General features: G+C 54.0%; 30 protein-coding genes. 4 read left to right on the top strand and 26 right to left on the bottom strand.

The features are described from left to right. Genes ccmE through ccmA form a run of 5 tightly spaced genes read right to left on the bottom strand, consistent with a single transcriptional unit; the run spans window position 1 to window position 2,864 of the window. Window positions 1-474 carry a cytochrome c maturation protein CcmE gene (gene ccmE / locus ACTH3S_RS02045; RefSeq protein ID WP_441807355.1) on the bottom strand — a complete coding sequence of 158 codons (474 nt, stop codon included), beginning with the start codon at window positions 472-474 and terminating at the stop codon, window positions 1-3. Window positions 475-489: 15 nt separating this feature from the next. Then, window positions 490-729 (bottom strand): heme exporter protein CcmD, encoded by a 240-nt coding sequence (gene ccmD, locus ACTH3S_RS02040; protein WP_441807354.1) that lies wholly within the window; start codon window positions 727-729, stop codon window positions 490-492. A 3-nt stretch (window positions 730-732) separates the two neighbouring features. Beyond that, window positions 733-1,476 carry a heme ABC transporter permease CcmC gene (ccmC, locus tag ACTH3S_RS02035; protein ID WP_441807353.1) on the bottom strand — a complete coding sequence of 248 codons (744 nt, stop codon included), beginning with the start codon at window positions 1,474-1,476 and terminating at the stop codon, window positions 733-735. A gap of 31 nt (window positions 1,477-1,507) precedes the next feature. Continuing rightward, the gene (gene ccmB / locus ACTH3S_RS02030) at window positions 1,508-2,233 is read right to left on the bottom strand and encodes a heme exporter protein CcmB (RefSeq protein ID WP_441807352.1); all 726 of its coding nucleotides are present in this window, start codon (window positions 2,231-2,233) and stop codon (window positions 1,508-1,510) included. Then, complete coding sequence (gene ccmA / locus ACTH3S_RS02025; protein ID WP_441807400.1) at window positions 2,223-2,864, bottom strand: cytochrome c biogenesis heme-transporting ATPase CcmA; 642 nt, start codon at window positions 2,862-2,864, stop codon at window positions 2,223-2,225. Before ccmA ends, ccmB begins: the two co-directional genes overlap by 11 nt. Before the next feature lie 146 nt (window positions 2,865-3,010). Between ccmA and fliK the strand changes: the two genes are divergently transcribed. Then, window positions 3,011-4,369, top strand: coding sequence for a flagellar hook-length control protein FliK (fliK, locus tag ACTH3S_RS02020; protein ID WP_441807351.1), 1,359 nt, complete (start codon window positions 3,011-3,013; stop codon window positions 4,367-4,369). Next, window positions 4,366-4,671 (top strand): EscU/YscU/HrcU family type III secretion system export apparatus switch protein, encoded by a 306-nt coding sequence (locus ACTH3S_RS02015; RefSeq protein ID WP_441807350.1) that lies wholly within the window; start codon window positions 4,366-4,368, stop codon window positions 4,669-4,671. The genes fliK and ACTH3S_RS02015 overlap by 4 nt, the downstream gene beginning before the upstream one ends. A 16-nt stretch (window positions 4,672-4,687) precedes the next feature. Here ACTH3S_RS02015 and ACTH3S_RS02010 read toward each other — a convergent pair whose 3' ends face one another. The 14 genes from ACTH3S_RS02010 to flhA form a co-directional block, all read right to left on the bottom strand. Continuing rightward, complete coding sequence (locus tag ACTH3S_RS02010) at window positions 4,688-5,080, bottom strand: DUF2802 domain-containing protein (protein ID WP_441807349.1); 393 nt, start codon at window positions 5,078-5,080, stop codon at window positions 4,688-4,690. A gap of 67 nt (window positions 5,081-5,147) precedes the next feature. Continuing rightward, complete coding sequence (locus tag ACTH3S_RS02005; RefSeq protein ID WP_096275348.1) at window positions 5,148-5,636, bottom strand: chemotaxis protein CheW; 489 nt, start codon at window positions 5,634-5,636, stop codon at window positions 5,148-5,150. Window positions 5,637-5,770: 134 nt separating this feature from the next. Continuing rightward, complete coding sequence (locus tag ACTH3S_RS02000; RefSeq protein ID WP_441807348.1) at window positions 5,771-6,457, bottom strand: chemotaxis protein CheW; 687 nt, start codon at window positions 6,455-6,457, stop codon at window positions 5,771-5,773. Next, window positions 6,450-7,247, bottom strand: coding sequence for a ParA family protein (locus ACTH3S_RS01995; protein ID WP_441807347.1), 798 nt, complete (start codon window positions 7,245-7,247; stop codon window positions 6,450-6,452). The genes ACTH3S_RS02000 and ACTH3S_RS01995 overlap by 8 nt, the downstream gene beginning before the upstream one ends. 182 nt (window positions 7,248-7,429) lie before the next feature. Further along, a complete protein-coding gene (gene motD / locus ACTH3S_RS01990) occupies window positions 7,430-8,212 on the bottom strand; it encodes a flagellar motor protein MotD (RefSeq protein ID WP_441807346.1) in 783 nt (260 codons plus the stop codon). A gap of 18 nt (window positions 8,213-8,230) precedes the next feature. After that, complete coding sequence (locus tag ACTH3S_RS01985) at window positions 8,231-8,971, bottom strand: flagellar motor protein (protein WP_441807345.1); 741 nt, start codon at window positions 8,969-8,971, stop codon at window positions 8,231-8,233. Next, on the bottom strand, window positions 8,971-10,107 hold the full coding sequence (locus ACTH3S_RS01980; RefSeq protein ID WP_441807344.1) for a protein-glutamate methylesterase/protein-glutamine glutaminase: 1,137 nt from the start codon (window positions 10,105-10,107) through the stop codon (window positions 8,971-8,973). The genes ACTH3S_RS01985 and ACTH3S_RS01980 overlap by 1 nt, the downstream gene beginning before the upstream one ends. A gap of 79 nt (window positions 10,108-10,186) precedes the next feature. After that, window positions 10,187-12,301 carry a chemotaxis protein CheW gene (locus ACTH3S_RS01975; protein WP_441807343.1) on the bottom strand — a complete coding sequence of 705 codons (2,115 nt, stop codon included), beginning with the start codon at window positions 12,299-12,301 and terminating at the stop codon, window positions 10,187-10,189. A gap of 17 nt (window positions 12,302-12,318) precedes the next feature. Beyond that, window positions 12,319-13,104 carry a protein phosphatase CheZ gene (locus tag ACTH3S_RS01970; RefSeq protein ID WP_441807342.1) on the bottom strand — a complete coding sequence of 262 codons (786 nt, stop codon included), beginning with the start codon at window positions 13,102-13,104 and terminating at the stop codon, window positions 12,319-12,321. A gap of 20 nt (window positions 13,105-13,124) precedes the next feature. Beyond that, complete coding sequence (gene cheY, locus ACTH3S_RS01965; RefSeq protein WP_441807341.1) at window positions 13,125-13,508, bottom strand: chemotaxis response regulator CheY; 384 nt, start codon at window positions 13,506-13,508, stop codon at window positions 13,125-13,127. A gap of 160 nt (window positions 13,509-13,668) precedes the next feature. Next, a complete protein-coding gene (locus tag ACTH3S_RS01960; protein ID WP_441807340.1) occupies window positions 13,669-14,412 on the bottom strand; it encodes an RNA polymerase sigma factor FliA in 744 nt (247 codons plus the stop codon). A gap of 32 nt (window positions 14,413-14,444) precedes the next feature. Then, entirely contained in the window at window positions 14,445-15,257 is an 813-nt protein-coding gene (locus ACTH3S_RS01955; RefSeq protein WP_441807339.1) for a MinD/ParA family protein, read from the bottom strand. A gap of 72 nt (window positions 15,258-15,329) precedes the next feature. Continuing rightward, window positions 15,330-16,652, bottom strand: coding sequence for a flagellar biosynthesis protein FlhF (gene flhF, locus ACTH3S_RS01950; RefSeq protein ID WP_441807338.1), 1,323 nt, complete (start codon window positions 16,650-16,652; stop codon window positions 15,330-15,332). A 60-nt stretch (window positions 16,653-16,712) separates the two neighbouring features. Further along, a complete protein-coding gene (gene flhA, locus ACTH3S_RS01945; RefSeq protein ID WP_441807337.1) occupies window positions 16,713-18,893 on the bottom strand; it encodes a flagellar biosynthesis protein FlhA in 2,181 nt (726 codons plus the stop codon). Between the two features lie 231 nt (window positions 18,894-19,124). Here flhA and upp point away from each other — a divergent pair, with 231 nt between their 5' ends. After that, window positions 19,125-19,763 (top strand): uracil phosphoribosyltransferase, encoded by a 639-nt coding sequence (gene upp, locus ACTH3S_RS01940; protein ID WP_441807336.1) that lies wholly within the window; start codon window positions 19,125-19,127, stop codon window positions 19,761-19,763. Window positions 19,764-19,765: 2 nt separating this feature from the next. After that, window positions 19,766-21,022 (top strand): uracil-xanthine permease family protein, encoded by a 1,257-nt coding sequence (locus ACTH3S_RS01935; protein ID WP_441807335.1) that lies wholly within the window; start codon window positions 19,766-19,768, stop codon window positions 21,020-21,022. Window positions 21,023-21,081: 59 nt separating this feature from the next. Here the strand turns inward: ACTH3S_RS01935 and flhB are convergent, their stop codons facing one another. The 7 genes from flhB to fliM all read right to left on the bottom strand — a co-directional run. Next, a complete protein-coding gene (flhB, locus tag ACTH3S_RS01930; protein ID WP_441807334.1) occupies window positions 21,082-22,215 on the bottom strand; it encodes a flagellar biosynthesis protein FlhB in 1,134 nt (377 codons plus the stop codon). A gap of 27 nt (window positions 22,216-22,242) precedes the next feature. After that, a complete protein-coding gene (gene fliR, locus ACTH3S_RS01925; RefSeq protein WP_441807333.1) occupies window positions 22,243-23,028 on the bottom strand; it encodes a flagellar biosynthetic protein FliR in 786 nt (261 codons plus the stop codon). A gap of 3 nt (window positions 23,029-23,031) precedes the next feature. Continuing rightward, the gene (fliQ, locus tag ACTH3S_RS01920; protein WP_071267679.1) at window positions 23,032-23,301 is read right to left on the bottom strand and encodes a flagellar biosynthesis protein FliQ; all 270 of its coding nucleotides are present in this window, start codon (window positions 23,299-23,301) and stop codon (window positions 23,032-23,034) included. A 45-nt stretch (window positions 23,302-23,346) separates the two neighbouring features. Beyond that, on the bottom strand, window positions 23,347-24,111 hold the full coding sequence (gene fliP, locus ACTH3S_RS01915; protein ID WP_441807399.1) for a flagellar type III secretion system pore protein FliP: 765 nt from the start codon (window positions 24,109-24,111) through the stop codon (window positions 23,347-23,349). Window positions 24,112-24,119: 8 nt separating this feature from the next. Beyond that, entirely contained in the window at window positions 24,120-24,575 is a 456-nt protein-coding gene (fliO, locus tag ACTH3S_RS01910; protein WP_441807332.1) for a flagellar biosynthetic protein FliO, read from the bottom strand. Window position 24,576: 1 nt separating this feature from the next. Beyond that, the gene (fliN, locus tag ACTH3S_RS01905) at window positions 24,577-25,080 is read right to left on the bottom strand and encodes a flagellar motor switch protein FliN (RefSeq protein ID WP_441807331.1); all 504 of its coding nucleotides are present in this window, start codon (window positions 25,078-25,080) and stop codon (window positions 24,577-24,579) included. Then, window positions 25,073-26,070: flagellar motor switch protein FliM (gene fliM, locus ACTH3S_RS01900; protein ID WP_441807330.1), on the bottom strand; the 998-nt coding region annotated here is incomplete at its 5' end. The genes fliN and fliM, both read right to left, overlap by 8 nt.

Raw genomic sequence — 26,070 nt, 5'->3', positions numbered from 1 at the left:
TTAATAGGTTACAGGCTCAGCGCTTTCACTGGCTGCCTTACTCTGATTTCTTGAGGCCTTTTCAAGGGCGTCGGAAACCTCTGGCGGCATGTAGTTTTCATCGTGTTTGGCCAGAACTTGGTCCGCAACAAAACGGCCTTCGTTGTTGAGTCGGCCCATGGCCACAATACCCTGCCCTTCGGCAAACAGATCCGGCAGGATACCCACGTACTCAACAGGAACCGAGGCATTGAAGTCGGTTACTCGGAACTCTACTTTCAGGCTGGCCGGATCTCGCATAACTGAGCCTTCTTCGACCATTCCGCCGGCCCGTATCCGCACTTCAACGGGTGCCTCGCCGGCCAAAATCTGGCTGGGATCGTAAAACAGATTAATGTTCTGGCGCAGCGCATAAGTTGTCAGTGCCACTGCAACGGAGAGCCCTACCAGTAGAAACAGAACAATGGTCAGCCGCTTTTTACGGATCGGGTGCATTTACATACCTGTTAGTCAGTCTTGGGAAACGTTTACGCGCGCGAATGAGGCAGAAGATGTCGGGGTCGACGCCACTTTACTCTTCTCAACCTGAAACTCATAACCGCGACGGCAAGATTCAATAGCGGCTTTTCTAGCCCGCACGGACCAGATCATCATCGCCACCAGCAATACGGAAAACACAGCGTAACAGGCCCAAACATAGGGCCCATGGCCTTCCATGACTATAAACGCCGAAAAGGAATCAAATGCCATAAATCAGACCCTTCCCTTCATTACGAGTTCTTTTACCCAGCGGGTGCGCTGCTCCCGGGATAGAATTTCTGTTTGCATGCGAACACAGGATAGCCAGCCAAAAATCAGGTACAGACCCAGCACGGACAGCAGCAAAGGCACCCACATTTCCGCCGGCATAGACGGTTTTTCTGTGAGTTTGAACGTCGCAGGCTGGTGCAGTGTATTCCACCATTCCACGGAGTATTTGATAATGGGGATATTCACTACCCCCACCAGCACCAGCACGGCAACCGCGCGGGCGGCAGACTTTTCGTCATTAATGGCGCGATCCAAAGCAATAACACCGCCATACAAAAACAGCAGGATCAGCATAGAGGTCAACCGGGCATCCCAGATCCACCAAGTGCCCCAGGTTGGCTTACCCCAAACTGCGCCGGTGAACAGCGCCAGAAACGTAAGAACCAACCCCACCGGCGCCACAGCCTTTACGAAAACGTCGGCCAGTTTCATTCGCCATACCAGTGTCACAACGGCCGCAGACGCCATCATGATGTATATGGACTGAGCCAAAAATGCCGCCGGAACATGAATAAAGATAATCCTATAGCTGTTACCCTGAAGGTAATCCTTAGGTGCAAACGCAAGCCCCCAGATAGCCCCCGCCAAAAGCAGCAGCACGCCTCCCGCCAGAAGCCAAGGCATGAACCGGGTGGAAATCCCGAAAAACCATTTGGGAGAACCCAGTTTGTGAAAAATTTGCCACATCAGTTGGTTACCGTCCTACCGTTTACTTTTTTTACCCGTTCGACAAGCTAATTCTTAACGCTGCTGCCGCTGCAAACGGTGCCAGTGTCAGTGCGAGCATCAAAAATGCGCCCATTAAAGCCAAGTAGGCCCCTACGGGTGCGCCCTCTGCTGCGGCCGCAACTGTGCCCGTGCCGAAAATCAGCACAGGAATGTACAGTGGAATGATAAGCAGGGACAAGAGCACACCTGCCGATCGTAACCCCAGGGTTAGCGCGGCGCCAATGGCGCCAATCAGACTCAGTACCGGCGTACCAATCAACAGAGTTAGACACAAAACAGCGATAGAGTTCCCGTCAAGATGCACCATTACGCCAAGAACCGGCGTAAGCACCACCAAAGGCAGCCCGGTTAGCATCCAGTGGGCCAGGGTTTTTGCCAGAATCAACAAAAACAGAGGCTGCGGCTGAAGCACGAGCTGCTCTAAAGTGCCGTCGTCAAAATCATGGCGAAACAGATGATCTAGCGACAGCAACACAGAAAGCAACGCCGCTACCCAAAGAATACCTGCCCCCGCCTCGCTCAGGAATGATACTTCCGGGCTGACCCCAAGAGGAAACAGGGTAACAACCATAATAAAAAACAGCAGCGGATTAAGCAGATCTTGCTTCTGCCGGAATGCAACTTTCATATCTCGCGCAAAAACGCCTTTCATGGCGGTCAGCGCCCCTACACCGCTGCTGGCTAGCCGAACGGCCGGGCGGGCTTCAGCGTTCATCAATTGAGCCTCCGGCGCCAAGAATCAGTTTATGCATGCCCGGCAATGCCAGGTCATGGTGAGTGGTAACCAATACTGCGCCACCTTCGGCAGCACGCTGTTGCAAGAGAGACTCGAGTGCTTGCACACCGTCTGCGTCAATAGCGGTAAATACTTCATCGAGCAACCAGAGGGGTTCATCAGCGATCAACAAACGGGCCAACGCAACTCTGCGTTGCTGGCCTGCAGACAGATTGCGACAGGGTACATTTTCAAACCCCGCCAGGCCCGTACCTTGCAGAGCTTGGCGGAAAACCGCATCAGACACAGGCCTGCGACCAGCCATCAAGGCCCGGAGATTTTCCATGGGGGTTAGCAGGGGTTTGATACCCGGGCGATGACCGATATAAAGCATGTTCCGAAGAAATGCTTCCCGTTGACTGGCTATCGGGGACCCGCACCACATAAGCTCGCCTGTCCACGCATCGTTCAGACCAGCCAACATTCTTAGCAGAGTCGTTTTGCCAGAGCCATTTGGCCCCTCGACACGGGTGACCGTACCGGGCAGTATGGAAAAGGATAACTCACGGAAAAGTATCCGCTTGTCCCGCTCACACTGCAGGTTAACAGCCTGTAGTAATGGCTCGGGAATCAAGGGTAACGGCTCGGACATCAGGGCCCCGTAATCAGGACGATGCGCAAATCGCATCGAGTGTATTCACGACAATAGTTGCCGGCGCGGCGTATTATAACGAAAGCGTCTACAGATTACTCTTGTCTGGTATCAAGTCAGCAACGATGAAACTACCCAGCGGCCAACAGTCTTCCACTCCACCGGCACCGATCACCTCTCAGCCGGGGAAAACTCATGAAGCCACGCAACCATCCCGTGAAACCGCAGCCTTGTCTGCGAGACAGCAGCTGAACCAACTGCAACTCGCTAACCGGGAAACCGCTCTGGCCCGAGTGGCAGAAGTCATTAACCGCCAAGGCAGTGGCAACGCAGAGATTTTGCTAGATGTGCGAGGCAAACCGCTTCAGGTAAACGCGGCCATCGGCGCGACGGAACTGACTCGAGGTGATTGGGTAAAAATAATGCGGGCTGGCAATGAACTGCACCTGATGGGCAAGCTGGCTGCCACGCCAGAAGCTGCCATCTCCCAGGCATTGGCCCAGCGCATGCCTTGGCAACAAAGCCTGGATAGCGGCTTGGCAAAGCTAATGACGGCATTGAACCGAGGCATGATTCCCGAATTGACCCCCGGACAGCTACCCGCAAGCCGAAGCCCGCAGCCATTGCCAGAGGCAGCGCGACAAGCTCTGCAATCGCTGCTTGCCAGGCTGCCGGCCAGCAATGTCTTAGCGCCCGGCGCTGGCACCCAGAGCAATACGGTCCAGCAAATCCGTCAATGGGTAGCGGAAAGCGGGCTGTTCGCGGAATCCCGTTTGGCTCAGACACCCTCTGCTACCCTGCCCGACCTCAAGCTTGCTATTGGCCGTATGATTACCAGCCTATTAACAGAACAAGGCGGCGACCCTGCAACCTTGTTCAACCGACTCACCCCCTTAGCGAGCCCCGGCCTGGTTCAGGCACCGCTGCAGTTCCCACAAGCCTTGGCATTATCGCCACCTGCCAGTAGCTCCGATCCCACCTCGGCAGGCCAAACATTGCGAATGTTAGCCGGCATGCTGAACCGAATTACGGTAAACCAGTTACACAGCCAAATATTGACCGCAAGAGCTGGGGGCGAGACACCTGCACCCGCCTCTACCATGCTCATGGACTTGCCTTGGGTGACGCCTCAAAATGAGCCGCGGGTGGCACAAGTTCGCATAGAGCAGCACAAAGAAGAATCCGCATCGAAAGACCGGAGCGACAAAAGAGCCGCCGTCAGCGAATGGCGCCTTAATCTTGCCATTGATCTGGAGTTAGCCGGTGCGCTGAATTTTGAAGTCTCCCTGCGCCACGAGGAAGTGAGCGCACGGGTGTGGGCAGAAAAACAAGATACGTTGAAGCAGGTTAACGAAGAGTTGCCGCTGCTAAGGCGTAGCCTTACGGACTTGGGTCTGGAAGTGACTGATCTCGAATGCCGCCGGGGCAGCCCCTCATACCCGACAACAAAGCTGGAGCACAGACTGGTGGATACCCGAGCATGAAAGGACAAAACGAAGGTGAGCCTTCAAGCGCCGCGGTCGCACTTAAATACGACGGTGAAAAGGCCCCAACCATTACGGCCACAGGCACTTACGAACTGGCAGATGAGATCATCAGGATCGCCAGAGAGCACAATGTGCCCCTGTATGAAAACGCAGAGCTGGCGGGCATTCTTGCACGCTTATCCCTGAACGATGAAATACCCGAAAACCTCTATCGGGTTATTGCTGAAATTCTAGCCTTCGCGTTTCACATCCGCGGCCGAACGCCCGAAGACGCCGGCAGCCACTCCGATGACACCTGAAAAGCGCCGAGCGGCTTTAGGCTGCTTGGCGCTTTTTCAGTGCCGATACCAGCTCGGCCTCGGGACGAGATATTCCGCACGTATTCATGAGATCGTCTATATCTGCACCTAGATCAACCAGCCGCGATGCTTCGTCGTAGGAGATGCGCAAAGGATCATTTTGGCGCATCTCATCCATGGTTGTGCGCAGTTCATGCAGTTGTCGTTCGCAAACCACAAGGCGCTGACCTACACCCATACTGCCGCTAGCCGTGGCATGCAACTCCCGGCCGAGGGTGTCACAACGCTCTTTGAGCATGCTCTTGAGTTGCTTGTTCTGGCGCCCGAGCATAAGGCACTGGGCGAAAACGAGCGAAATTGCTGCAGCGGTCAAGGCCCAAGGGATATAGGAAGGAATTTCAGCAAACATGATGAACGTCTCCGGTTATTAGCCACGGGAGGCATCCATCATCAGGCTCGGCCGGTATGGCTCCGGTTTATAGCCCTGCGATTTCAGCCCATTCGTGGTCTGTCAGCATTTTGTCGAACTCGACCAATATGATCAGTTCACCATCTTTGTTACACACACCCTGGATAAACTTGGCACTTTCCTCGTTACCCACATTCGGTGCAGTCTCAATTTCACTGGCTTTCAGGTACACAACCTCGGCCACGGAATCCACCAGAATACCCATCACTTGATCGGCAGATTCCATCACTACAATCCGGGTGGCGTCCGTAATATCTGCGTCCGCTAACCCGAAACGGCGACGAGTGTCGATAACCGTCACCACGTTGCCCCGCAAATTTATAATACCAAGCACATAATCCGGAGCGCCTGGCACTGGCGCAATTTCCGTGTATCTCAGTACTTCCTGGATCTGCATAACATTCAGACCATAGGTCTCGTTATCCAGCCGGAACGTCACATACTGCAGTACCTGATCGTCCTGGGCCTGATTTTGCTGTCCGCTCGGGGATGCCATAGCCTGTCTCTCCTATTCGGCCGCCCGGCGGGCAACCTGATCGTCAAAAAAACATCGTCAGTGCCCAATACTATAATTAAGGGCACAAACCGTGCCAGTACAGCACGGTTTCATTCCGTAACCGAACTGACCGGTCAGTTCAGATCCAGGTGTTGCTCTCGCTCGGCGCGCACCAGCAGGTCTGCCATGGTGCGTACATCCAACAGGGCACACATCTGCTCAATCACCGTTCCCGCCAACCACGGCCGCTTACTTCGGGCCGTGCGCCAGCGCACGTCCCCCGGGCTTAGGGTAAACGACTGAGCGACATCGTCGCAGGCCAGGCCCCATTCACTGTTATCCAAGCGAATAACAAACCGGTAGTTGTCACGGGCGCCGGCTGGCACTCTTCCAGCCATGATCCATTCGGCCGTATCCACCACTCTCAGATTCTGATGAACGGCCGGGCGAATGCCCATGTACCAGCGAGGGCTACCGGGAATAGGCCGAATACCATCTTCTATCCGGTGTATAGCACCCAGTAACACAAGAGGAACCGCTAACTGCAGACCGGCGACAGTAAAAATCAAACATTCAAACGGCCGCTCCGACCATTCTGGGCGCAATAGCGGTGTTTCCGGCGCCGGCTCTACTGTTGGTTCTGGCACCGAAGCCACAGTTTCTTGAGCTTGCAAAGCTTCAACCGGCGCCTCCAATGGGGGCGCCGGCTCTCGAATATCTTCACGCAAAGCTGTATCCGTTGCCGTATGAAGCAATTCGTCTAGGTAACTGGCAATGGCGGTTGCCGGATCTGCGAGCTTTGTCAATTTTTCGTCAGCCATGCTGACGCCCCTTCAATGCACCTGTTCGCTCCAACAACTCGTCCAGCAAATGTCGATACGCCCGAACACCATGAGTCTGCGCATCCAGCTTTGACGGAATAACCCCAGACTGACTGGCGTCGCGGAATTTGGTATCCACAGGCACAGCAAACTTCCACAGGTTGTCCTGATAGGTTTTGCGCAGCAGGTTTAGGCTCTTTACGGAAGCCTGAGTACGCCGATCAAACATTGTGGGCACGATGGTGTAAGGCAGTTGGTTCTTCTGGGAGCGCATGATCATCTGCAACGTATGCAACATGCGCTCAAGGCCTTTGATGGCGAGAAACTCGGTTTGTACCGGAATAACCAGATGCTGTGCGGCCGCCAGCGCATTGACCATCAACACGCCCAACGACGGAGTATTGTCGAGAATGACGTAGTCAAAATCATCCCATAACTGAGTAAGCGCCCGAGACACGATGAGCCCCATACCCTCCACGCCAACCATGCGACGTTCCAACGTAGCCAGAGCAGTACTCGCAGGCAGCAAAGACATTCCCGGGCAACTGGTTTCGGTAATAAGTTGAGCGGGCAAGCCCTCAGGCACTTTACCCTGGTGCTGAAACAGATCAAACACACTGTGCGCCAGCGTATCCGGATCATACCCAAACCAGGTGGTAAGAGAGCCGTGGGGATCAAGATCAACCACAAGAACACGTTTGCCACGCTCCGCCAGTAGGCCGCCCAAGGCGACCACCGAAGTTGTTTTACCAACACCACCTTTCTGATTGGCTACTGCCCAGATTCGCACGTGCTCACTCCGAAAAATACGTTATCGCGACCCACTAAAACCCGCTGCATCCCGGTTTATCGGCCAGTTCCAGCGCAACTTGAACGCAAATGAACCGTAAAACCGGCAGCCAGTTGCCGCCTGATTGAAACCTGGAGGAGTAATACAGAAACCGTGCCAGCCATTGCACTGACAGCATAACCTCAGCGCATCACACCCCGGACGCTGGCATCGCGGGAAATCAGAAGCACCACACGCCGGTTGCGTTTGCGCCCTTCTTTGGTGTCGTTGCGGGCCAAAGGCTGGTGCTGTCCGTACCCCACGGCAGCCATACGTTCAGGCTCAATGCCATCCATACCCAACATCCGCACAACCGCCGCTGCCCGTGCCGCTGACAACTCCCAATTTGAGGGGAAGCGGGAGGTACGAATGGGTTGGTTATCGGTGAAACCCTCAACCTTTAACGCGTTATCGCGATTTTTGAGGACTCTGGCTATTTTGTCGATCACATCAAACGCATCGTAGTGCGGCTCAGCGTCGCCACTGCCAAAAAGCAAGCTGTCCGGTAAGTTGAGCGCCAACCATTGATCGTTGGTTTCAAGGGTAACCACCCCACGGTTAATCAGGTCATCAAATTCCATGGCCAGTTGATCCGCCATGGTGCGTAGGGCCTCCGTACGTTCCCGAATATCCTGCTCCGGGTTTCTCGGGGCTTCGGTTACCGCTGGGGGAATGATGTCATCTGAGGGCCCAACCTCAGGGCGCGGAGTCTGATCGCCTACTTCAATAGGCTGAAAAGATCGCTGGGGAGCATTGAAAACACCCGTAAGCGTTTCTGAGAGCACTTTGTACTTGCCCTCGTTTACCGACGAGACTGAGTACATCACCACAAAAAAGGCGAATAACAGCGTTATGAAATCCGCATAGGAAATCAGCCAACGTTCTTTGTTGTGCAAATCGTCCTGAGGTGGCCTGCGACGCCGCATAATAGAATCCGGATGTGCTTACTGCAGGAAACCCCGCAGCCGCAATTCGATGGATTTAGGGTTCTCACCCTCCGCGATGGCGATAAGGCCATCGATCATCATGTCTTCGTATCTTGAACGCTCCTTAACCAGCCCCCGCATTTTATTGGCTACTGGGAAAAACAACAGGTTTGCCAGAGCTACGCCGTATATGGTCGCGACAAATGCCGTGGCGATGCCGCTGCCGAGTGACTGCGGGTCTTCCAGGTTGGTCATTACCTGGATTAGCCCCATAACCGCGCCGATAATACCAATGGTTGGTGAGTAGCCACCCATGGCTTCAAACACCCGGGCAGATTCAAGATCCCGCTCTTCTCTGCAATCCAGATCAACTTCCATAATGCTGCGGATGGTTTCTGTTTCTGCGCCATCCACCAGCAACTGCAGACCTTTACGGGCGAAGTTTTCTGGCTCTTTCTCTGCCAGCCCTTCTAGGCCGAGCAATCCTTGCTCGCGAGCCTTTACACTCCAATCGATCACCTTACCAATGCCGTCTTCAATGCTAATAAAAGGTGGAACAAACACCCATCGAGACTGTGCGCAGGCTCGCTTCAGCACCGGCCAGGAGGTCTGAAGAATGGTCGCCGCCAGAGTGCCACCAATGACTATTATTGCCGCAGGGCCATTAAAGAGTGAGCTCAACGCCCCGCCCTCAAGCAGATTGCCGCCAAGTATGGCTGCAAACGCTAGAACAACCCCAAGCAGACTGAGAACATCCATCAACAAACGCCCTCTATCAGGCGCGGGCCTATTTCGTCCAGCGAGAGAACTTCATCACTAAGGCCGGCCTTTGCAACCGCCATTGGCATACCGTAAATCACCGACGACTTTTCATCCTGAGACCAGATTGGCGAACCACTCTGTTTCATCATCCGGCAACCTTCCCGGCCATCGGATCCCATGCCGGTCAGAACGACACCCAGTGTTTTACCAGGGTATGCTCGGGCAAGAGAGCCAAAGGTAACATCCACGCAGGGCCGATAATTCAGCCGTTCATCGCCTGGCAGTATACGTATCCGGGGTTTGCCACTGCGATTTTCGACCATCATCTGTTTGCCGCCTGGCGCAAGCAACGCCAGCCCTGGGCGAAGGATGTCGCCGTCCTCTGCCTGCCTCACTTCTATATTGCAAAGCTTGTTAAGTCGCTCCGCAAAAGCTGGCGTAAAACTGGCCGGCATATGCTGAACCAACACTATCGGCGATGGAAAAGACGCAGGCAAAGCAGTCAGTACACGCTGGAGGGCGACTGGTCCACCGGTAGAAGTTCCGATACCCACAACGGCATAATGCCGCGCCGGGCCTTTTCGAGAAGCGCGTCTAGGAGGCGCCTCAGGCATCGGTTGCGCGGCCTGACGAGCAGACGCCGCAGGACGACTAGAAACAGGCACCTTGGTAGCAACCGGGCGCGATGGTGAAGGCGCTGCGGCTCGAGGAGGGGGAGGTGTACGACCGGCCGGCTTACTCCGCGCGACATCAAGCACGCGATCTATCAGGATTTTCTGCAGCTGGCTGCCATCTCGGGCGATTTCCTCGAAATTTTTGGGCAGAAAATCCACCGCCCCGGCTTCGAGTGCATCCAGTGTAATTCTGGCACCTTCGTAAGTGAGTGAAGAAAACATCAGCACAGGTACAGGGTGCTTCTTCATGATTTCGCGCACAGCCGAAATACCGTCCATAATCGGCATTTCATAATCCATGGTAATGACATCTGGGCGTAATGATTCCGCCAGCTCAACGCCTTCCCGGCCGTTGGCAGCCACACCCACCACACGGATTTGGCCCGACGAGGTTAATATCTCCGTCAGCCGTTTGCGAAAGAACCCTGAATCGTCAACGACCAGGACAGACACTGTCATCCGTTTCTCCTTCAGAAAGTCCTTTGTTCCACAGAGCCTTCAGCTCTAATCAAGAGCCCTCAGCTGCTATGGAAAACCCTCAACTGTAATGCTGTAACAAGCTGGGAACATCAATAATCAGCGCAATGCGACCGTCACCGGTAATCGTCGCACCAGCCATGCCCGGTGTTCCCTGCAGCCCGCGACCTAGCGGCTTAATAACAACTTCTTCCTGACCGACCAGCTGATCAACAACAAAGCCAACCTGGCGGGTACCCATGGCAACGATCACAACATGCCCGTTTTGAGTGTCACCCGCACCGGTAGAGCCTTTAACCAACCAGCGCTTCACATGGAACAGCGGAAACACCTTGTCGCGCACAACAATACACTCGCGACCATCCACAATGTTGGTGCGGGTCAGATCCAAGTGAAAAATCTCCACCACGTTAACCAGCGGCAACGCGAAAGACTGATCACCAAGCATAATCATCAGCGTTGGCATAATCGCCAGAGTCAGCGGCACCTTGATAATAATGCGCGAGCCTTTACCCAATGCTGAAACAACGCTGAGCTGGCCGTTAAGCTGGTTTATCTTGGTTTTCACCACATCCATGCCCACGCCTCGGCCTGAGACGTCTGAGATCTGCTCTTTGGTGGAGAAACCTGCTGCAAAAATGAGGTTAAAACACTCGGTATCCGTAAGGCGGTCAGCAGCGTCCTGATCGTACAGTCCTTTCTCTACTGCTTTACGGCGCAGTAGCTCAGGATCCATGCCTGCACCATCGTCATCGATGGACAGGAGAATATGATCCCCTTCCTGCTCGGCAGAGAGAGTCACAGTACCCTGTCGCGGCTTGCCGGCTTTTTCCCGTGCATCTGGCGATTCAATGCCGTGATCTACAGAGTTCCGAACCAAGTGAACAAGGGGGTCTGAAAGCGCTTCAACCAGGTTTTTGTCGAGGTCTGTATCCTCGCCATGCATCACCAGATTCACTTCTTTTTTCATGCCCCGGGCAAGATCACGAACAACCCGCGGGAATCGGCCGAATACCTTTTTGATTGGCTGCATTCGAGTTTGCATAACCGCAGCCTGAAGATCTGTGGTTACCACATCCAGGCTGGATACCGCCTTGTGCATGTGCTCGTCTTCACTATTGGAGCCCAAGCGCTGGAGTCGGTTACGGACCAGCACCAGTTCACCCACCATGTTCATGATGTCGTCCAGGCGCTTGGTATCAACGCGTACCGTTGTTTCTGCAGCAGGCGCCGAATCTCTGGCTGGCGCAGCAGGGGCCACCTTTTTGTCAGGCACCTTGGCTGCGGACTTCACCTCGACACTTTTTTCGGGCTCGGGCTTCGCGGCTTTAACTGGCTTTTGGGACGCAGGCGCAGGCTTGCTGCCAGCCCCCTCAGTTGTGGGGCTTCCGCCTTTGCCGTGAAGCTCGTCCAGCAGCTTTTCGAATTCGTCGTCAGTGATCAGCTGACCATCACTGCCCGCTGCTTGTGTCTCATTACCTGAATCATCGGCACTTTCTTCTGCGCCAGCTTGCGCCGCAAACTTGCCTTTGCCGTGCAACTCATCCAGCAGAGCTTCAAATTCATCGTCGGTGATGTCGTCACCGGAACCACTGCCGGCACCGTCGTTAATACCAACCGGTTGCTCGGCCGCCTGGCTCTTGCCTGGGCCAGAAACCGGCGCTTCCCCGTGCAAAGCATCCAGCAGTTTCTCAAATTCATCGTCGGTAATATCACCGCCGTCTTGTTCGTATTCGGCTGGCTTAGGGGCTTCTACCGGTTGGTTGCTCGACTGTTCCGCAGCAGTTTGGGGCTGGGCAAGCGCATCCAGTGCGGCAATCAGTTCGTCGGGCGCGGCCTGGGGCACTTCGCCATTACGCACCTGATCAAACATGGCGTTCACGTAGTCCAGAGCTTCCAGAACAACGTCCATCAGCTCCGAATCCACCGCACGTTTGTGGTTACGCAGAATGTCGAACACATTTTCAGCAGAATGGCAGCAGTTAACCAGCGCATCTAACTGCAAAAAGCCCGCGCCACCCTTTACGGTATGAAACCCGCGAAATATGGCGTTGAGCAGATCGCTGTCATCTGGATGTTGTTCAAGATCAACAAGCTGCTCAGACAGCTTCTCGAGAATCTCCCCGGCTTCTATAAGGAAGTCCTGCAGGATCTCATCATCGGCATCAAACGCCATGGGTTAACCTCATATGTTCAGAAACCGAGACTGGACAACAGATCGTCTACGTCGTTTTGTCCCGAGACTACATCTTCACGCTCTTCAGCATTTATCTGAGGCCCCACACCCAGCTCGGCGGAGACTTCCTGGCCTTCAAGTTGATGCACCGTACCGGTGAGCTGGTCAACATGGCTGGCCATCACCACCAGGCTGAGCATCTGCTCTTCCACCTCTTTTACCAGCGCAGTAACGCGCTGAATCACCTGGCCTGTCAGATCCTGGAAATCCTGCGCCAACAAGATCTCGGAGAGACTGTTGTAAATAGTGTCTGCGTCCTTAGTAACGCTCAGAAAAAAAGCGTCAATACGGCCATACAGTTCCCGAAATTCAGACGCTTGCATTTCGCGGCGGCCCAAACGTTGCCATTCTTCCCTTAACGAGCTCGCTTCATCGCGCACTGCGTGGGCAATTGGCATACTCTCTTCAACCAGGTCCATGGTGCGATTGGCAGCCTGACCTGTCATCTGAACAACGTATGCCAGCCTGTCTGAAGCGTCTGTCATCACCGACAGTACTTCTTTCTGCTCTTGGCTGCGGGGGTCTATCTGAAAGTTGCGGATTGCCTCATGTAGCGTTCGGGTCAGGCGGCCAACTTCTTGATAAAGGCTTTGATCCCTGACGTCGCTCAACTCATTGATCAGGGTCATGGAGCGGGCATAATCCCCGCCTTCAACACTTTCCATCAGCTCCGCAGCCTGCTGCCGGAGCTTTTCAGTCACCTCTGTCTCAAGACCTCGGTGATCTTTTTTGTCATCACTCATACGAGCCGTCCGATAGCTGTTTACTGGATTCGCTCAAAGATTTTCTCGATTTTATCTTTGAGAACGGCGGCCGTAAAAGGCTTCACAACATAACCATTCACGCCAGCCTGGGCAGCGGCCACAATCTGATCGCGCTTGGCTTCGGCGGTAACCATCAAAACAGGGAGGGTTTTCAGATTTTCATCAGCCCGTACCGCTTTGAGCAGATCAAAGCCGGACATTCCGGGCATGTTCCAATCGGTCACCAGGAAATCGTACTTACCACTTTTAAGCATGGGCAAGGCTGTGTTGCCATCATCTGCTTCATCGGTGTTGGTGAAGCCCAGATCACGGAGCAGGTTTTTGATAATCCGCCGCATTGTGGAGAAGTCATCCACAATGAGAATTTTCATGTTCTTGTCCAAAGGGACCTCCAGTTAATAAGACCCGGAATTCGTTTGACCTTTGCGCTCAACGTGTAGCAGGCCGCTGGTTTAACCACTTATTGTCTGATCTTTATCACGCTTGTAAAGCATCGGTTACCAAATACTACACACCGGCACGATCTTGAAACTTTGTTCTGACTTAGTTGTGTTCTTCAACGCGCCATTCAGAAAGCCTGCCTCGCAACCGCAGCGCAGCTTGGCTGTGTATCTGGCTGACTCGACTTTCGCTAACACCAAGCACGGCGCCAATTTCCTTGAGGTTTAGTTCTTCCTGGTAATACAGGCTCAACACAAGCTTTTCCCGCTCTGGAAGCTGCTCAATAGCGGCTGCCAAGCTGCTTCGAAACGCATCAGAAGCCAGTCCGTCCAATGGATTATCACTGGTCTGTGCTTCTTCTATCGGCAGCTCTCCGGATTCATTGAGCTCATCAAGGCTAAAAAGTCGCCCACTGTTGGTATCAGCGAGAGTGGAATGGTATTCAGAAAGCTCCATATCAAGTTCTTCAGCCACCTCAAGATCTTGAGCTTCTCGGCCCAAGCGATCTTCAACAGCCTTAATAGCGCGAGCAACCCGGCGAGCATTCCGATGAACAGAGCGTGGCACCCAGTCGCCCTTACGAATCTCGTCCACCATGGCGCCACGAATACGTATGCCCGCATAGGTTTCAAAGGTTGCGCCCTTGGTTGAGCTGTAGCGTTGCGCGGCTTCCAGCAAGCCGATCATGCCTGCTTGCATTAGGTCATCCAGCTGTACCGATGCCGGTAGCCGTGCCAAGAGATGAAGTGCAATTTTCTTAACCAGGGGCGCGTGCGTCTCAATAAGTTCTGAGGGGCTTTTCACGCCTGCCTGGTGGTAGATTCCCAGATTTTTCGCCAATGTCATGTGCATCCGGTGTTGTTTTGACGGGATCCGTTTCAGACTTCGACGAGCCGCTCCACAAAAAACTCCAAGTGTCCGCGAGGAGATGAAGGTAGCGGCCAGCTTTCCACCTTGTCAGCCAATGCTTTGATCGCAAGCGAGGCTTTAGCCCGAGGATAAGCATCCAGTACAGCTCTTTGGCGCTGAACCGCTTTCTTCACGGCTTCGTCATAAGGCACCATACCCACATATTGCAGCGCCACATCTAGGAAGCGCTCAGTGACTCGGGTCAGCTTTTCGAAGAGATGGCGGCCTTCCTGCTCGCTGTTCACCTGATTGGCAAGGATGCGGAAGCGGTTGGTGCCGTAGTCACGATTCATCAATTTAATGAGTGCGTAGGCGTCGGTAATGGATGTTGGCTCATCACAAACCACCAGTAACAGTTCCTGAGACGCTCGCAGGAAACTCACAACCGATTCTGAAATACCGGCCGCGGTGTCCACAATAAGCACGTCGATTTGATCACCCAGCTCGCTGAATGCGTTGATCAGGCCGGCATGTTCCATAGTACTGAGCTGAGTCATGCGCTGAGTGCCGGATGAGGCCGGGACAATCTTGACACCACCCGGGCCATCAACCAAAACATCTCTGAGGTCGCATTTACCAGCCAAAACATCCTGCAAGGTATTGTTGGCAGTGACGCCAAGCAGCACATCAAGGTTGCCAAGACCAAGGTCGGCATCGAGCAAAACAACACGTCGACCTTTTTGGGCTAGAGCTATACCAAGGTTGACCGAAATATTACTTTTACCAACCCCGCCTTTGCCGCCGGAGACCGCTATCACCTGTACCGGATGTGCTTTGCTCATACTATTTATTATCTCTCGCCACGTTTAGCCGGATTTCATTCATAGCCGGGGACAACTCAGATCTTCAAAACTTTATGCCATTTCGCGTGAACGCTCTATGCCAAGCATCTTTTTTTCTGTTGCTGTCTGCTGCTGAAGCTTTTTCAGACGTTCGACCGCCAAGCGTACAAGCGGGACAGCCTCAGCATGATGCAGATCTCCCGGGATTTTTTGCCCATCGGTGTAGTAGGCAACTGGCAACCCGGTTTCCATCACAAAGCCCAGAGATTCGCCCAGAGTCAGAGCCTCATCTATTTTAGTCATCACGCAGCCCGCAAGATTAGCCATCTTATAGCAATGCCAGACGGATTTCATAATACGCGGCTGGCTGGTTGCAGAAACCACTAAGTGCGTACGTACGTTATGATGACTGCGAGCCAACTCTGTCAGTTGCTCCTGATAACCTTTATCGGAACTGGTTAGCCCCGCCGTATCAATCAACACCAGATGACGATCCGACAACTCATCAAGAATGTCATCCAGCGTGTTGCTTTCATCCACCACCCGAACCGGAACGTTCAGAATACGGCCGAACACGAAAAGCTGCTCATGTGCAGCAACCCGGTAACGGTCTGTAGTGACCAGCGCCAAAGAATCGGCGCCGTACTTCAGTACATAACGGGCAGCCAACTTACCAATTGTGGTGGTTTTGCCAGAACCGGTGGGGCCGACCAATGCGTAAACCCCACCTTCATCCAACCACTCCTGACGGGACGTGCGCACGCCTGTAGCGAGCATTTTTAAAGACTGCTTCCAGCCATCATCCAGCTTTCCGCCCCTGTGTCGACGGGAAAGCGAGCCCGCCAGATCCGAGCCCAAACCAAACTCTTGCAACCGCTCTGCGAGCCGCTGCTGAACCGCGCTGATGCCGGTTTTCACCGGCTCATTACGCTGACCACTCATAAGATCTCGCAATGAGCTGATTTCTGCACGCATGCGTACCAGCTCATCGGAATAGTCTGTATGACTGCTGACGCCTGAGGAAACCGGCTTCTCAACGCCGTCACTCAACGTTTCACTCAAATCTGCGAATGACGTATCGGAATAGCCCTGGCTACGCTCAACCCGGTTTTCGCGCACTTCGCGAATGCGGGTACGGGAGCGGGTTAGCTCATCCTCCAATCGGCGGTGTCGCTCTGCCTGCATTTCAGCAAGGCGGGCGCCGTTGGTAGCTTCACTGGCCTGCTCGCCCAGACTCTGGCGCGCCATGTTTTCGTCGTAATCCAGCGCAGTGACGATTTCAACGCCACCCTCTACTCGCCGGTTGGAAAGGATGACAGCATCAGGCCCCATTTGTTCACTGACTTGCTTCAGTGCTTCGGCCATGCTCTTGGCAAAAAAACGTTTCACTTTCATGATATTGCATCCTCCGCCGGCAACGCGCTCACTGCGCTGTCCGTTCTTTCATCCGCGTGCTTACTGGCCCACGGACGCCACGATCGTAATTTGCTTGTTATCCGGTATTTCCTGGTAAGAGAGCACGTGCAGTCGCTCCACACCAAAACTGGCAAACTTTGCAAGCACCGGCCGCAAGGGGCCAGATACCAGCAAAATGGCGGGTTTACCCAGCATTTCTTGGCGCTGAACGCTGTCTTGCAACGAGCGCTGCAGCTTCTCCACCATATTTGGCTCCAGAACCATGCCTATATCTTCCTGGCCGCCAGATTGTTGACTCTGCTGAACAGACTTTAGCAATAACTGTTCCAGATCCGGATCCAAGGTAATTACAGGTATCTCCTGATCATTGCCGCAAATGCTCTGAACAATCATTCGACGCAGCGCCTGACGCGCCACAGTGGTCAAAAGCTTTGGATCTTGACTCCTGGGATGCACATTCACCATAGCTTCGGCAATGGAGCGCATATCCCGAATGGGCACTTCTTCTTTCAGCAGGTTCTGCAGTACTTTCAGCAACAGACTGATAGTAACTGTGGTTGGCACCAGCTCTTCCGCCAGCTTGGGCGAAACCTTTTCTAGCTGATCCAACCACTTTTGAACCTCCTCGTGGCCCAGCAGTTCGTGGGCATGTTTTTGCAGCACTTGGTTCAGGTGCGTGGCAACAACCGTACTGGCATCCACCACGGTGTAACCCAGCGTTTGCGCTTGGTCTTTCTTCTCTGGCTCAATCCAACTCGCATCCAATCCAAAGGCAGGGTCTTTGCCTTCTATGCCTTCTATTTTTCCGAACACCTGGCCTGGGTCAATTGCCAACTCCCGGTCTGGGTGAATGTCTGCTTCTGCAATGGTTACGCCCATCAAAGTAATGCGATACACATTGGGCATGAGATCCAGATTGTCGCGAATGTGCACAGAGGGCATCAAAAAGCCCATGTCTTGGGACAGTTTTTTACGCACACCCTTTATACGGCTTAGCAATTGCCCACCCTGAGATTTATCAACCAACGGGATCAGGCGGTAGCCGACCTCTAGCCCAACAATATCCACCGTTGCTACGTCGTCCCAGCCCAGCTCCCGGGTTTCTCCCGGCGCGGGTAACTGACGACCTGGGTCGCCACCGGCATCGCCAGCCAGCGGCGCATCGCGGCCCCCGGAGCCAGCCAACACACCGGCGCCACCACGGCCAGGGAACGTGCCACCCTCTTCCACGGTTTGCCGGTCTTTTTTCCAGATAAACCAGGCGGCCGCCGCGGCAAGGCCACCGAGCCCAAGAAAGGCCACATGGGGCATGCCAGGAATCAGACCCAGAAGAATGAGAATACCCGCCGCAATCGCCAACGCCTTGGGGGCAGTAAACATCTGTTGCAGAATCTGGCCGCCCATATCCTGGCTGGAAGTTACGCGGGTGACCATGATGGCGGCAGAGGTAGAAAGCAGCAGTGAGGGAATCTGAGCCACCAGGCCGTCACCAATGGTGAGCAGCGCGTATCGCTCCATGGCCAGCCCAAAGCCAAGACCGTGCTGGATCATACCAATGGCAACACCACCAATAATATTAATGGCCAGAATCAAAAGGCCAGCAACCGCATCCCCCTTCACAAACTTAGAGGCACCGTCCATGGAGCCGTAAAAATCCGCCTCTTGAGCTATCTCTTCGCGCCGGTGCTTGGCTTCATCTTGGTTAACCAGGCCCGCATTCAAGTCGGCATCAATTGCCATTTGTTTGCCTGGCATTGCGTCCAGGGTAAAACGCGCGCTTACTTCCGAAACCCGACCAGCACCTTTTGTGACAACCAAAAAGTTAATGATCATCAAAATGGCGAACACCACCAAACCCACGGCGTAGTTGCCGCCAATCAGCACCGCGCCGAAAGACTCGATAACCTTACCTGCAGCATCTCCGCCCTCATGCCCTTCCAGCAGAACAATCCGGGTTGAAGCCACGTTAAGCGCCAGCCGCAAAAGAGTTGCCACCAGCAACACAGTTGGGAAGGAGGCAAATTCCATGGGCCGCAGTGCGTAGACACACACCAACAAAATGACAATCGAGAGCGTAATATTGAACGTGAAGAATACGTCCAACAAAAAGGCTGGCATGGGGAGAATCATCATGCCCAGTAGCCCCATCAACATTACGGGTACGCCGAGGTTGCCCCGCGTCAGGGATTTGACGTTATTAAGGACTAAAGCTTTGTCCATGCCGGAAGCATCTCCGATTCACTGTTTCTGAAGGCGTTTTCAGGGCCGAATTTCTGACACATGTGCGTCTTTCACAGTCATACCGCAAGATCCATACCACCGTGTTCAGCTTTTCGATCGAGAGGTGGCTTTGCTTGCCTGACTCACCTTGTAAGATGCGGTATCCTTGCGCCACTTAAACGACACATTGAAACCCACAACCCATACTCCCAGACCCAAGCAGGTGACCCCATGCCGATCCACGAGGTAAGACACCCCCTGATCCAACACAAACTTGGCTTGATGCGCCGTGCCGACATCAGCACCAAGAACTTCCGTGAATTGGCACAGGAAGTCGGCGCTCTGCTCACCTACGAAGCGACGAAAGATTTCAACCTTCAAGAAAAGACTATTGAAGGCTGGGCTGGACCCGTGACCGTGGAACAGATCCACGGCAAGAAAATCACCATTGTCCCCATCCTACGGGCTGGCCTGGGCATGTTGGATGGGGTTCTGAGCCTGATCCCAGTGGCAAGGGTAAGCGTGGTGGGCCAGATTCGTAATGAAGAAACCCTGGAAGCCAGTACGTATCTGGAAAAGCTGGTTGGGGAACTGGACGAGCGCATGGCGCTGATCGTTGATCCAATGGTTGCTACGGGCGGCTCAATGATCTCCACCATTGATGTGCTAAAAAAAGCCGGAAGCACTGAAATCCGTGCCCTGGTTCTCGTGGCCGCGCCTGAAGGCATAAAGAACGTACTGGATAAGCACCCAGATGTGTCCATTTATACAGCGTCTGTAGATGATTGCCTGAATGACAAAGGCTATATCCTGCCTGGACTTGGTGATGCCGGCGACAAAATCTTCGGCACCAAGCAAAAGGATGTCTGATTATGGAAGACCATACTAACGGTTCAACCTGGAAACAGGCTCTTGCCGGCTCACAAATGCTGCTTGTAGCCTTTGGCGCACTCGTGCTCATGCCGCTTATTACAGGTATGGACACAAGCGTTGCGCTGTTTACGGCCGGTGTTGGCACCCTCATTTTCCAGATTGTAACCGGCGGGCAAATTCCCATCTTTCTGGCGTCATCGTTTGCCTTTATTGCCCCGGTCATTGCCTCCAAGGGCAAGTTTGGCATGGCAGAGACCATGGGCGGCCTGATGGCTGCGGGCATCCTTTATATCGTGCTTAGCGGCTTGGTGCGCCTGCGCGGTACGGCATTTATTCGTAGACTGCTGCCACCGGTGGTTATTGGCCCGGTGATTATGACCATCGGCTTGGGCATTGCCCCGGTTGCGGTAGAAATGGCCTCTGGCCGCACGGGAGACGGCGCCGTGCAGCTGGTTCCGGAAACTACGGCGTTGTGGATCGCCATGATTTCTCTGGCGGTAACGGTGATTATGTCGGTATGGGCCAAGGGGATTTTCCGGCTGGTTCCGATCATGTTCGGGGTCGTTGTTGGGTACATCTTGTCGGCGTTTGCGGGCATTGTGGATATCACCCCAATTAGAGAAGCCGCTTGGCTGGCCGTACCCAATTTCATAACTCCGGAGTTCAGCTGGGGCGCCATTCTGTTTATGGTGCCGGTGGCCATTGCTCCCGCCATTGAGCACATTGGCGACATTCTGGCCATTGGTAACGTAACCGGCAAAAACTACCTGAGAAAACCAGGCCTGCACCGCACCCTGCTGGGCGACGGCCTGGCAACCAGCGCAGCCGCGCTGCTCGGCGGGCCGCCAAACACCACTTACTCGGAAGTAACCGGCGCGGTGATGCTGACACGCAACTTCAACCCGAAAATCATGTGGTGGGCCGCGGGTACAGCCATCATTTTGGCATTCGTTGGCAAATTTGGCGCCGTGCTGCAAACCATTCCGGTACCGGTTATGGGGGGCATTCTATGCCTGCTGTTTGGTTCCATTGCGGTGGTGGGCCTAAACACACTGATCCGCCATCAGGTAGATCTGTCTGAGGCCCGTAACCTGGTGATTGTAGCTGTTACGCTGGTATTCGGAATTGGTGGCATGGTAATGGGCCATCTGGAAGGCATTGCGCTTTGCGCGGTGGCGGCCATTATTCTGAACCTGGTACTGCCTGGCAGCCATGAGGCGTGGGGCAAGGCGATTTACGAGCACAACGACGAGTGACAATGCCAGTGTGCCTGCGAGTAGCCTGTTAGTTCAGGTGTTCGCAGGCGGGTGCAGACTTAAACATCCCTACGCATATTCGAGGGAATCGGAAAATCAGGCATACCAGGCTTATCTCCACGCCCCTTGCGGAACTGTCGGAGCTGGAACACGTAAGCCAGCACCTGTGCGATGGCCATGTACAGGCCGTCTGGAATCTCTTCGCCAATGTCACTGTTGTGGTAAACGGCACGCGTTAACGGTGGCGTGCGCAAGATTTCAACTTTGTGCTCACGGGCAATTTCCATGATTTTAAAGGCGGTTTGATCGTTACCTTTGGCGACCACCATCGGGGCCCCCATGGAATCCGGGTCGTATTTCAATGCCACCGCATAGTGGGTCGGGTTAGTGATAACCACATCAGCCGTGGGCACGTCCTGCATCATCCGGCGTTGAGCCATTTCACGCTGAAGCTGACGGATTTTGCCTTTGACCTCAGGCTTGCCTTCGGAGTCTTTGTATTCGTCTTTTACTTCCTGCTTGGTCATCCGCAGCTTTTTCTGATGATCAAAAATCTGAAAAGGCACATCGATCAATGAAATGATAATCGTGGCGCAGGAGAGCACGAAAAAACTCCAACCAAGCGTCCAGAGTACGTGCTCCATGGCCGGTATCGCAGGTTCGTCTGCAATCGCAAGCAGGTCTTCGGTGCGAGCGTTCAGGATTAAAATAGCTATGGCCATAACCAGGCCGACTTTGGCGATGGCTTTGACCAATTCGATCAGGGACCGCGCGGAGAACATCCGGCCCAAGCCTTTGATGGGGTCCATGCGATTGAGCTTGGGGGCTATAGCTTTGCCGCTGAACAGCAAACCACCTATGCCGATAGAGCCGGCAATGGCGGCGATGAGCAGGAGCAAAAGAATTGGCGCAAGAGCCCAGGCGGCATCTTTGGCGGAAGCAATTAGCTGAACACTCATGTGCCGAGTGTCGAATATGGCAGAACGCTCCAGGGTGAAACTATCCCGCATGATGCCTTCCATGGAGGCGCCCAGCTGAGCCCCGAACATCAACATCCCGCCGGCGCCGGCAATCAGTACAGCCATGGTAGCCAGCTCTTTTGAACGGGCAGTCTGGCCATCCTCCTTGGCTTTTTCGAGCCTTCGGGGGGTGGCCTCTTCGGTTTTCTCCTGACTGTTGTCGTCTTCAGCCATATGTTAACTCTGGGGGTATCTGGTTCGCTAAGGTTGCCCCTGCAAGCCTCTCATAAACTCAAAGGTTTGCTCGGTGTATTCCTGAAAGTGCGGCAGGAAATTGGCGTGCAACACCCATATGGAGAACAATCCAAAAATCAGGCCAATTGGGAAACCCAATGCAAAAATGTTCATTTGGGGGGCGGCCCGGGTCATTACGCCGAAGGATATGCTGACAATGAGTACAGCCGTCACCGCCGGCAACGCCAACAACATGGCGGAGGTAAACATCCAGCTTATACGATGCGCCAACTCCCAAACACCTACCTGGCCCAGGCCTTCCATGCCAATGGGCATAGTGCGAAAACTTTCGATAAACACTTCGAACGCCACAAGATGGCCGTTCATAGCCAAGAACAACAGGGTAACGGTTATGGTGTAGATTTGCGCCAGCACAGGTACGTTAACACCGTTGGCCGGGTCGACCATGGAGGCGAAGCCCAGGCCCATTTGCATGGCGATCATCTGGCCGGCCACCACGAACAGTTGCCACAGAGCCGTCAAGGCAAACCCCATACCCACGCCAATCAGGATCTGTTGCAGGGTGATAACGACCGCATCAGCGCTCAGGGCCTCAACCTTAGGCACTTCTGGGATCATGGGCACGATCAGGATGGTCATTAACAGAGCTAGCCCCAAGCGCACCCTGGCGGGCACCAACTGGGTACCAAAAATGGGGATGACCATCAGAAAGCTGGCCATGCGAAACAGTGGCCAAAGATGCTGCCCCACCCATTGGCCGAGCATGTCTGCATTAATTTCCGCAGGGGTCATGAATCAGCCAATCAGGTAAGGAATACTGGAGATAAGCCGGTGCGCATGGTCCAGAAGCTTGGTCAGCAACCATGGTCCCAAAACAATGATCACGATGAGTGTTACCAGTAGCCGCGGCAAGAAACTGAGGGTTTGTTCGTTTATCTGTGTGGCCGCCTGAAAAGTACTGACCACCAAGCCAATCACCAAGCCAGGCCCAATAATTACGGAAGCGAAAAGGACAATCATCCATAGTGCTTCCCGGATGATGTCGATAACGGTTTCCGGAGTCATGGCGCTCTCCTTTCTTTAAGAACCGGCCTATTTTTAATCACCGGCCTATATCCCATAACTGGCGGCCAGCGTGCCCATAATCAGGGCCCAGCCATCCACCAGAACAAACAGCATGATCTTGAACGGCAGCGAGATAATAATGGGTGACAGCATCATCATACCCATAGCCATGAGTACGCTGGCCACGACCATGTCCAGAATCAGAAACGGTATAAACAGTATAAACCCGATTTGGAACGCCGTTTTGAGTTCGCTGGTGACAAAAGCGGGCATCAGTATCCAGAAAGAGACATCCTGTGCAGTGTCGTACTCAACGTCTGCAATACGCATGAATAGAGCGAGATCGTCTTCCCGGGTTTGCCCCAGCATGAACTCCTTGAACGGCGCACTGGCAAGCTCAACAGCCTCCAGAGACGTTACCTCTTCCTGTAAATACGGCTGCAGCCCCACCTCGTTGGCTTCTTCAAGTACCGGCTTCATGATAAAAATACTGAGAAACAATGCCAGGCCGAGCAATATCTGGTTTGAAGGCGTAGCCTGCAAGCCCAGTGCTTGGCGTAGAATCGCAAACACCACGATGATGCGGGTGAACGATGTCATCATCATCAGCATGGCTGGCAGAAAGGTCAGCGCGGTCATCAGCGCCAAGATCTGCAGGGTTACGGTATATTCTTCAACGCCTTCGCCCTCACCCGGCTGCATCGTAAACGCGGGAATGCCAGGCAAATCCGCGAACGCCAACGGCGCCCAGAACAGGCCTGCGAGCACAACAAAGAGCGGAATGAATCGTTTGAGTGTGGCCACCATCATAGGGCTAATCATTCCTTACTCGGAGCCGTCCAGGATTTACCAATCATGCCTTGCAGGCGCTTGGCAAAGTCTCCGGTATTCCCGCTGCTGGTATCCACAACCGGCTCGTCAAAGACCTGCAGTGTGCGTATGGAGGAAGGCGTAATACCCAAAAGGATCTGCTGGCCACCCACCTCAACCAAAGCGATACGCTCCCGGGCTCCGATGGCCATCACAGAGACAACCTTGATGGCATTGTTGTTCATGCCTGTCATGCCGTTCATTCTGCGGATGATCCAGGCACAGCCATAGATGATCGCGATCACCGCAAGCAAGCCAGCCCCAAGGCTAAGCAAAGTACCCATGGTATCTGGCGCACTGCCTGTGGTGTTAGCGGCCACGCTCTGCGGGGTTTTAGCCGTCTCTTCTGCAACTACAGGTGCCACCAATAAGAGCAGTGACACACCCGCTGTCTTTACCCACATACTATTTTTGCAGCCGCTTGATGCGTTCGCCTGGGCTGATCACGTCGGTTAGGCGAATGCCGAACTTTTCGTTAACCATAACCACTTCGCCGTGGGCAATGAGCGTGCCGTTAACCAGCACATCTAGCGGCTCGCCCGCCAGCCGATCCAGCTCAATCACCGAGCCTTGGTTCAGTTGCAGAAGATTGCGAATAGGTATCTGGGTGTTCCCTACTTCCATGGAAATGCTGACTGGGATATCCAGAATCACATCCAGGTCTGGCGGTGGTCCGCTGCCTTGATTTGCCAGGGTACCTTCGCCAAACTCTTCCATGGGCGCAGTAAAGACGTTGCTGTCGCCGGCTTCATCGCCTGTTTCTCCGGCTTCTTCCATAGCCTGGGCCCACTCATCACCCCGGGATTCTTCGGAGCCTTCATCGCCGGACTCTTCCATGGCCGCTTCCCACTCGGCTGCCAGCTTTTCGTCCTCGCTCAGTTCCTGACCGTCTTTGTTGTCGTCAGCCATTGCGTCCTACCTTCAGTTGTTTTTTTACCTTGGGGCGTGGTGCCCGCTCATGAATTCTCAGCGCCAGTTTTCCGTCTCGGGTGCCCATGGTTGCCTTGTATATGGGTATGCCATTGGCGGTAACGGTCAGGTGCTCAGGCACCTCTACGGGGATGATGTCGCCGGCTTTCAGTTTGGCGATGTCTCTTAAGGAAATCTTGCGCCGGCAGACCGTGGTATTGATCGGCACCTCGACTTCTTTGATATCTTCTTGCAGCGCACCCACCCAGCGTTCGTCAATATCATCAATGTCACTTTGCACGCCGGCGTCTAGCACGTCACGAATGGGCTCAATCATTGAATAGGGCAAGGCAAAGTGCAGCTCACCACCACCCCCATCCAATTCGATATGAAAAGTGCTGACCACCACCACTTCGCTGGGGCTGACAATGTTGGCCATGGCCGGGTTTACCTCGGAACTGAGGTAGTCAAAATCCACTTTGATGACTGCCTGCCAAGCTTCCTGCATGTCATTAAAAATCTGGTTAAGCACCATCTGTACGATGCGATTTTCCGTGGGCGTGAACTCTCGGCCCTCAATTTTTGCGTGCCGCCCTTCGCCGCCGAAAAAGTTATCAACCAGCTTGAACACCAGTTTGGCATCCAGAACAAACAGGGAGGTTCCCCGCAGCGGGCGAACTTTGCAGAGATTCAGACTGGTGGGCACGTACAGAGTATGTATGTATTCGCCAAACTTCATAATCTGAACGCCGCCAGTGGAGACATCCGCATTACGGCGCAGCAGGTTAAACAAGCTGATACGGGTATAGCGGGCGAAGCGCTCGTTGATCATTTCCAGCGTGGGCATTCGGCCCCGTACAATACGATCCTGACTGGCAAGATCGTAGGATTTTACCCCGGCTTCGTCGCTTTCTTCATAGGTATCAATGTCACCTTCATCTACGCCATGAAGGAGCGCATCAATTTCATCCTGTGACAGTAAATCCTGCA

The sequence above is a fragment of the Marinobacter sp. genome, from assembly GCF_052094685.1.
In the GTDB taxonomy this organism is placed as follows: domain Bacteria; phylum Pseudomonadota; class Gammaproteobacteria; order Pseudomonadales; family Oleiphilaceae; genus Marinobacter.
The sequence above is the reverse complement of the archived record's forward strand: the minus strand, read 5'-3'. Positions and strand labels throughout refer to the sequence as shown.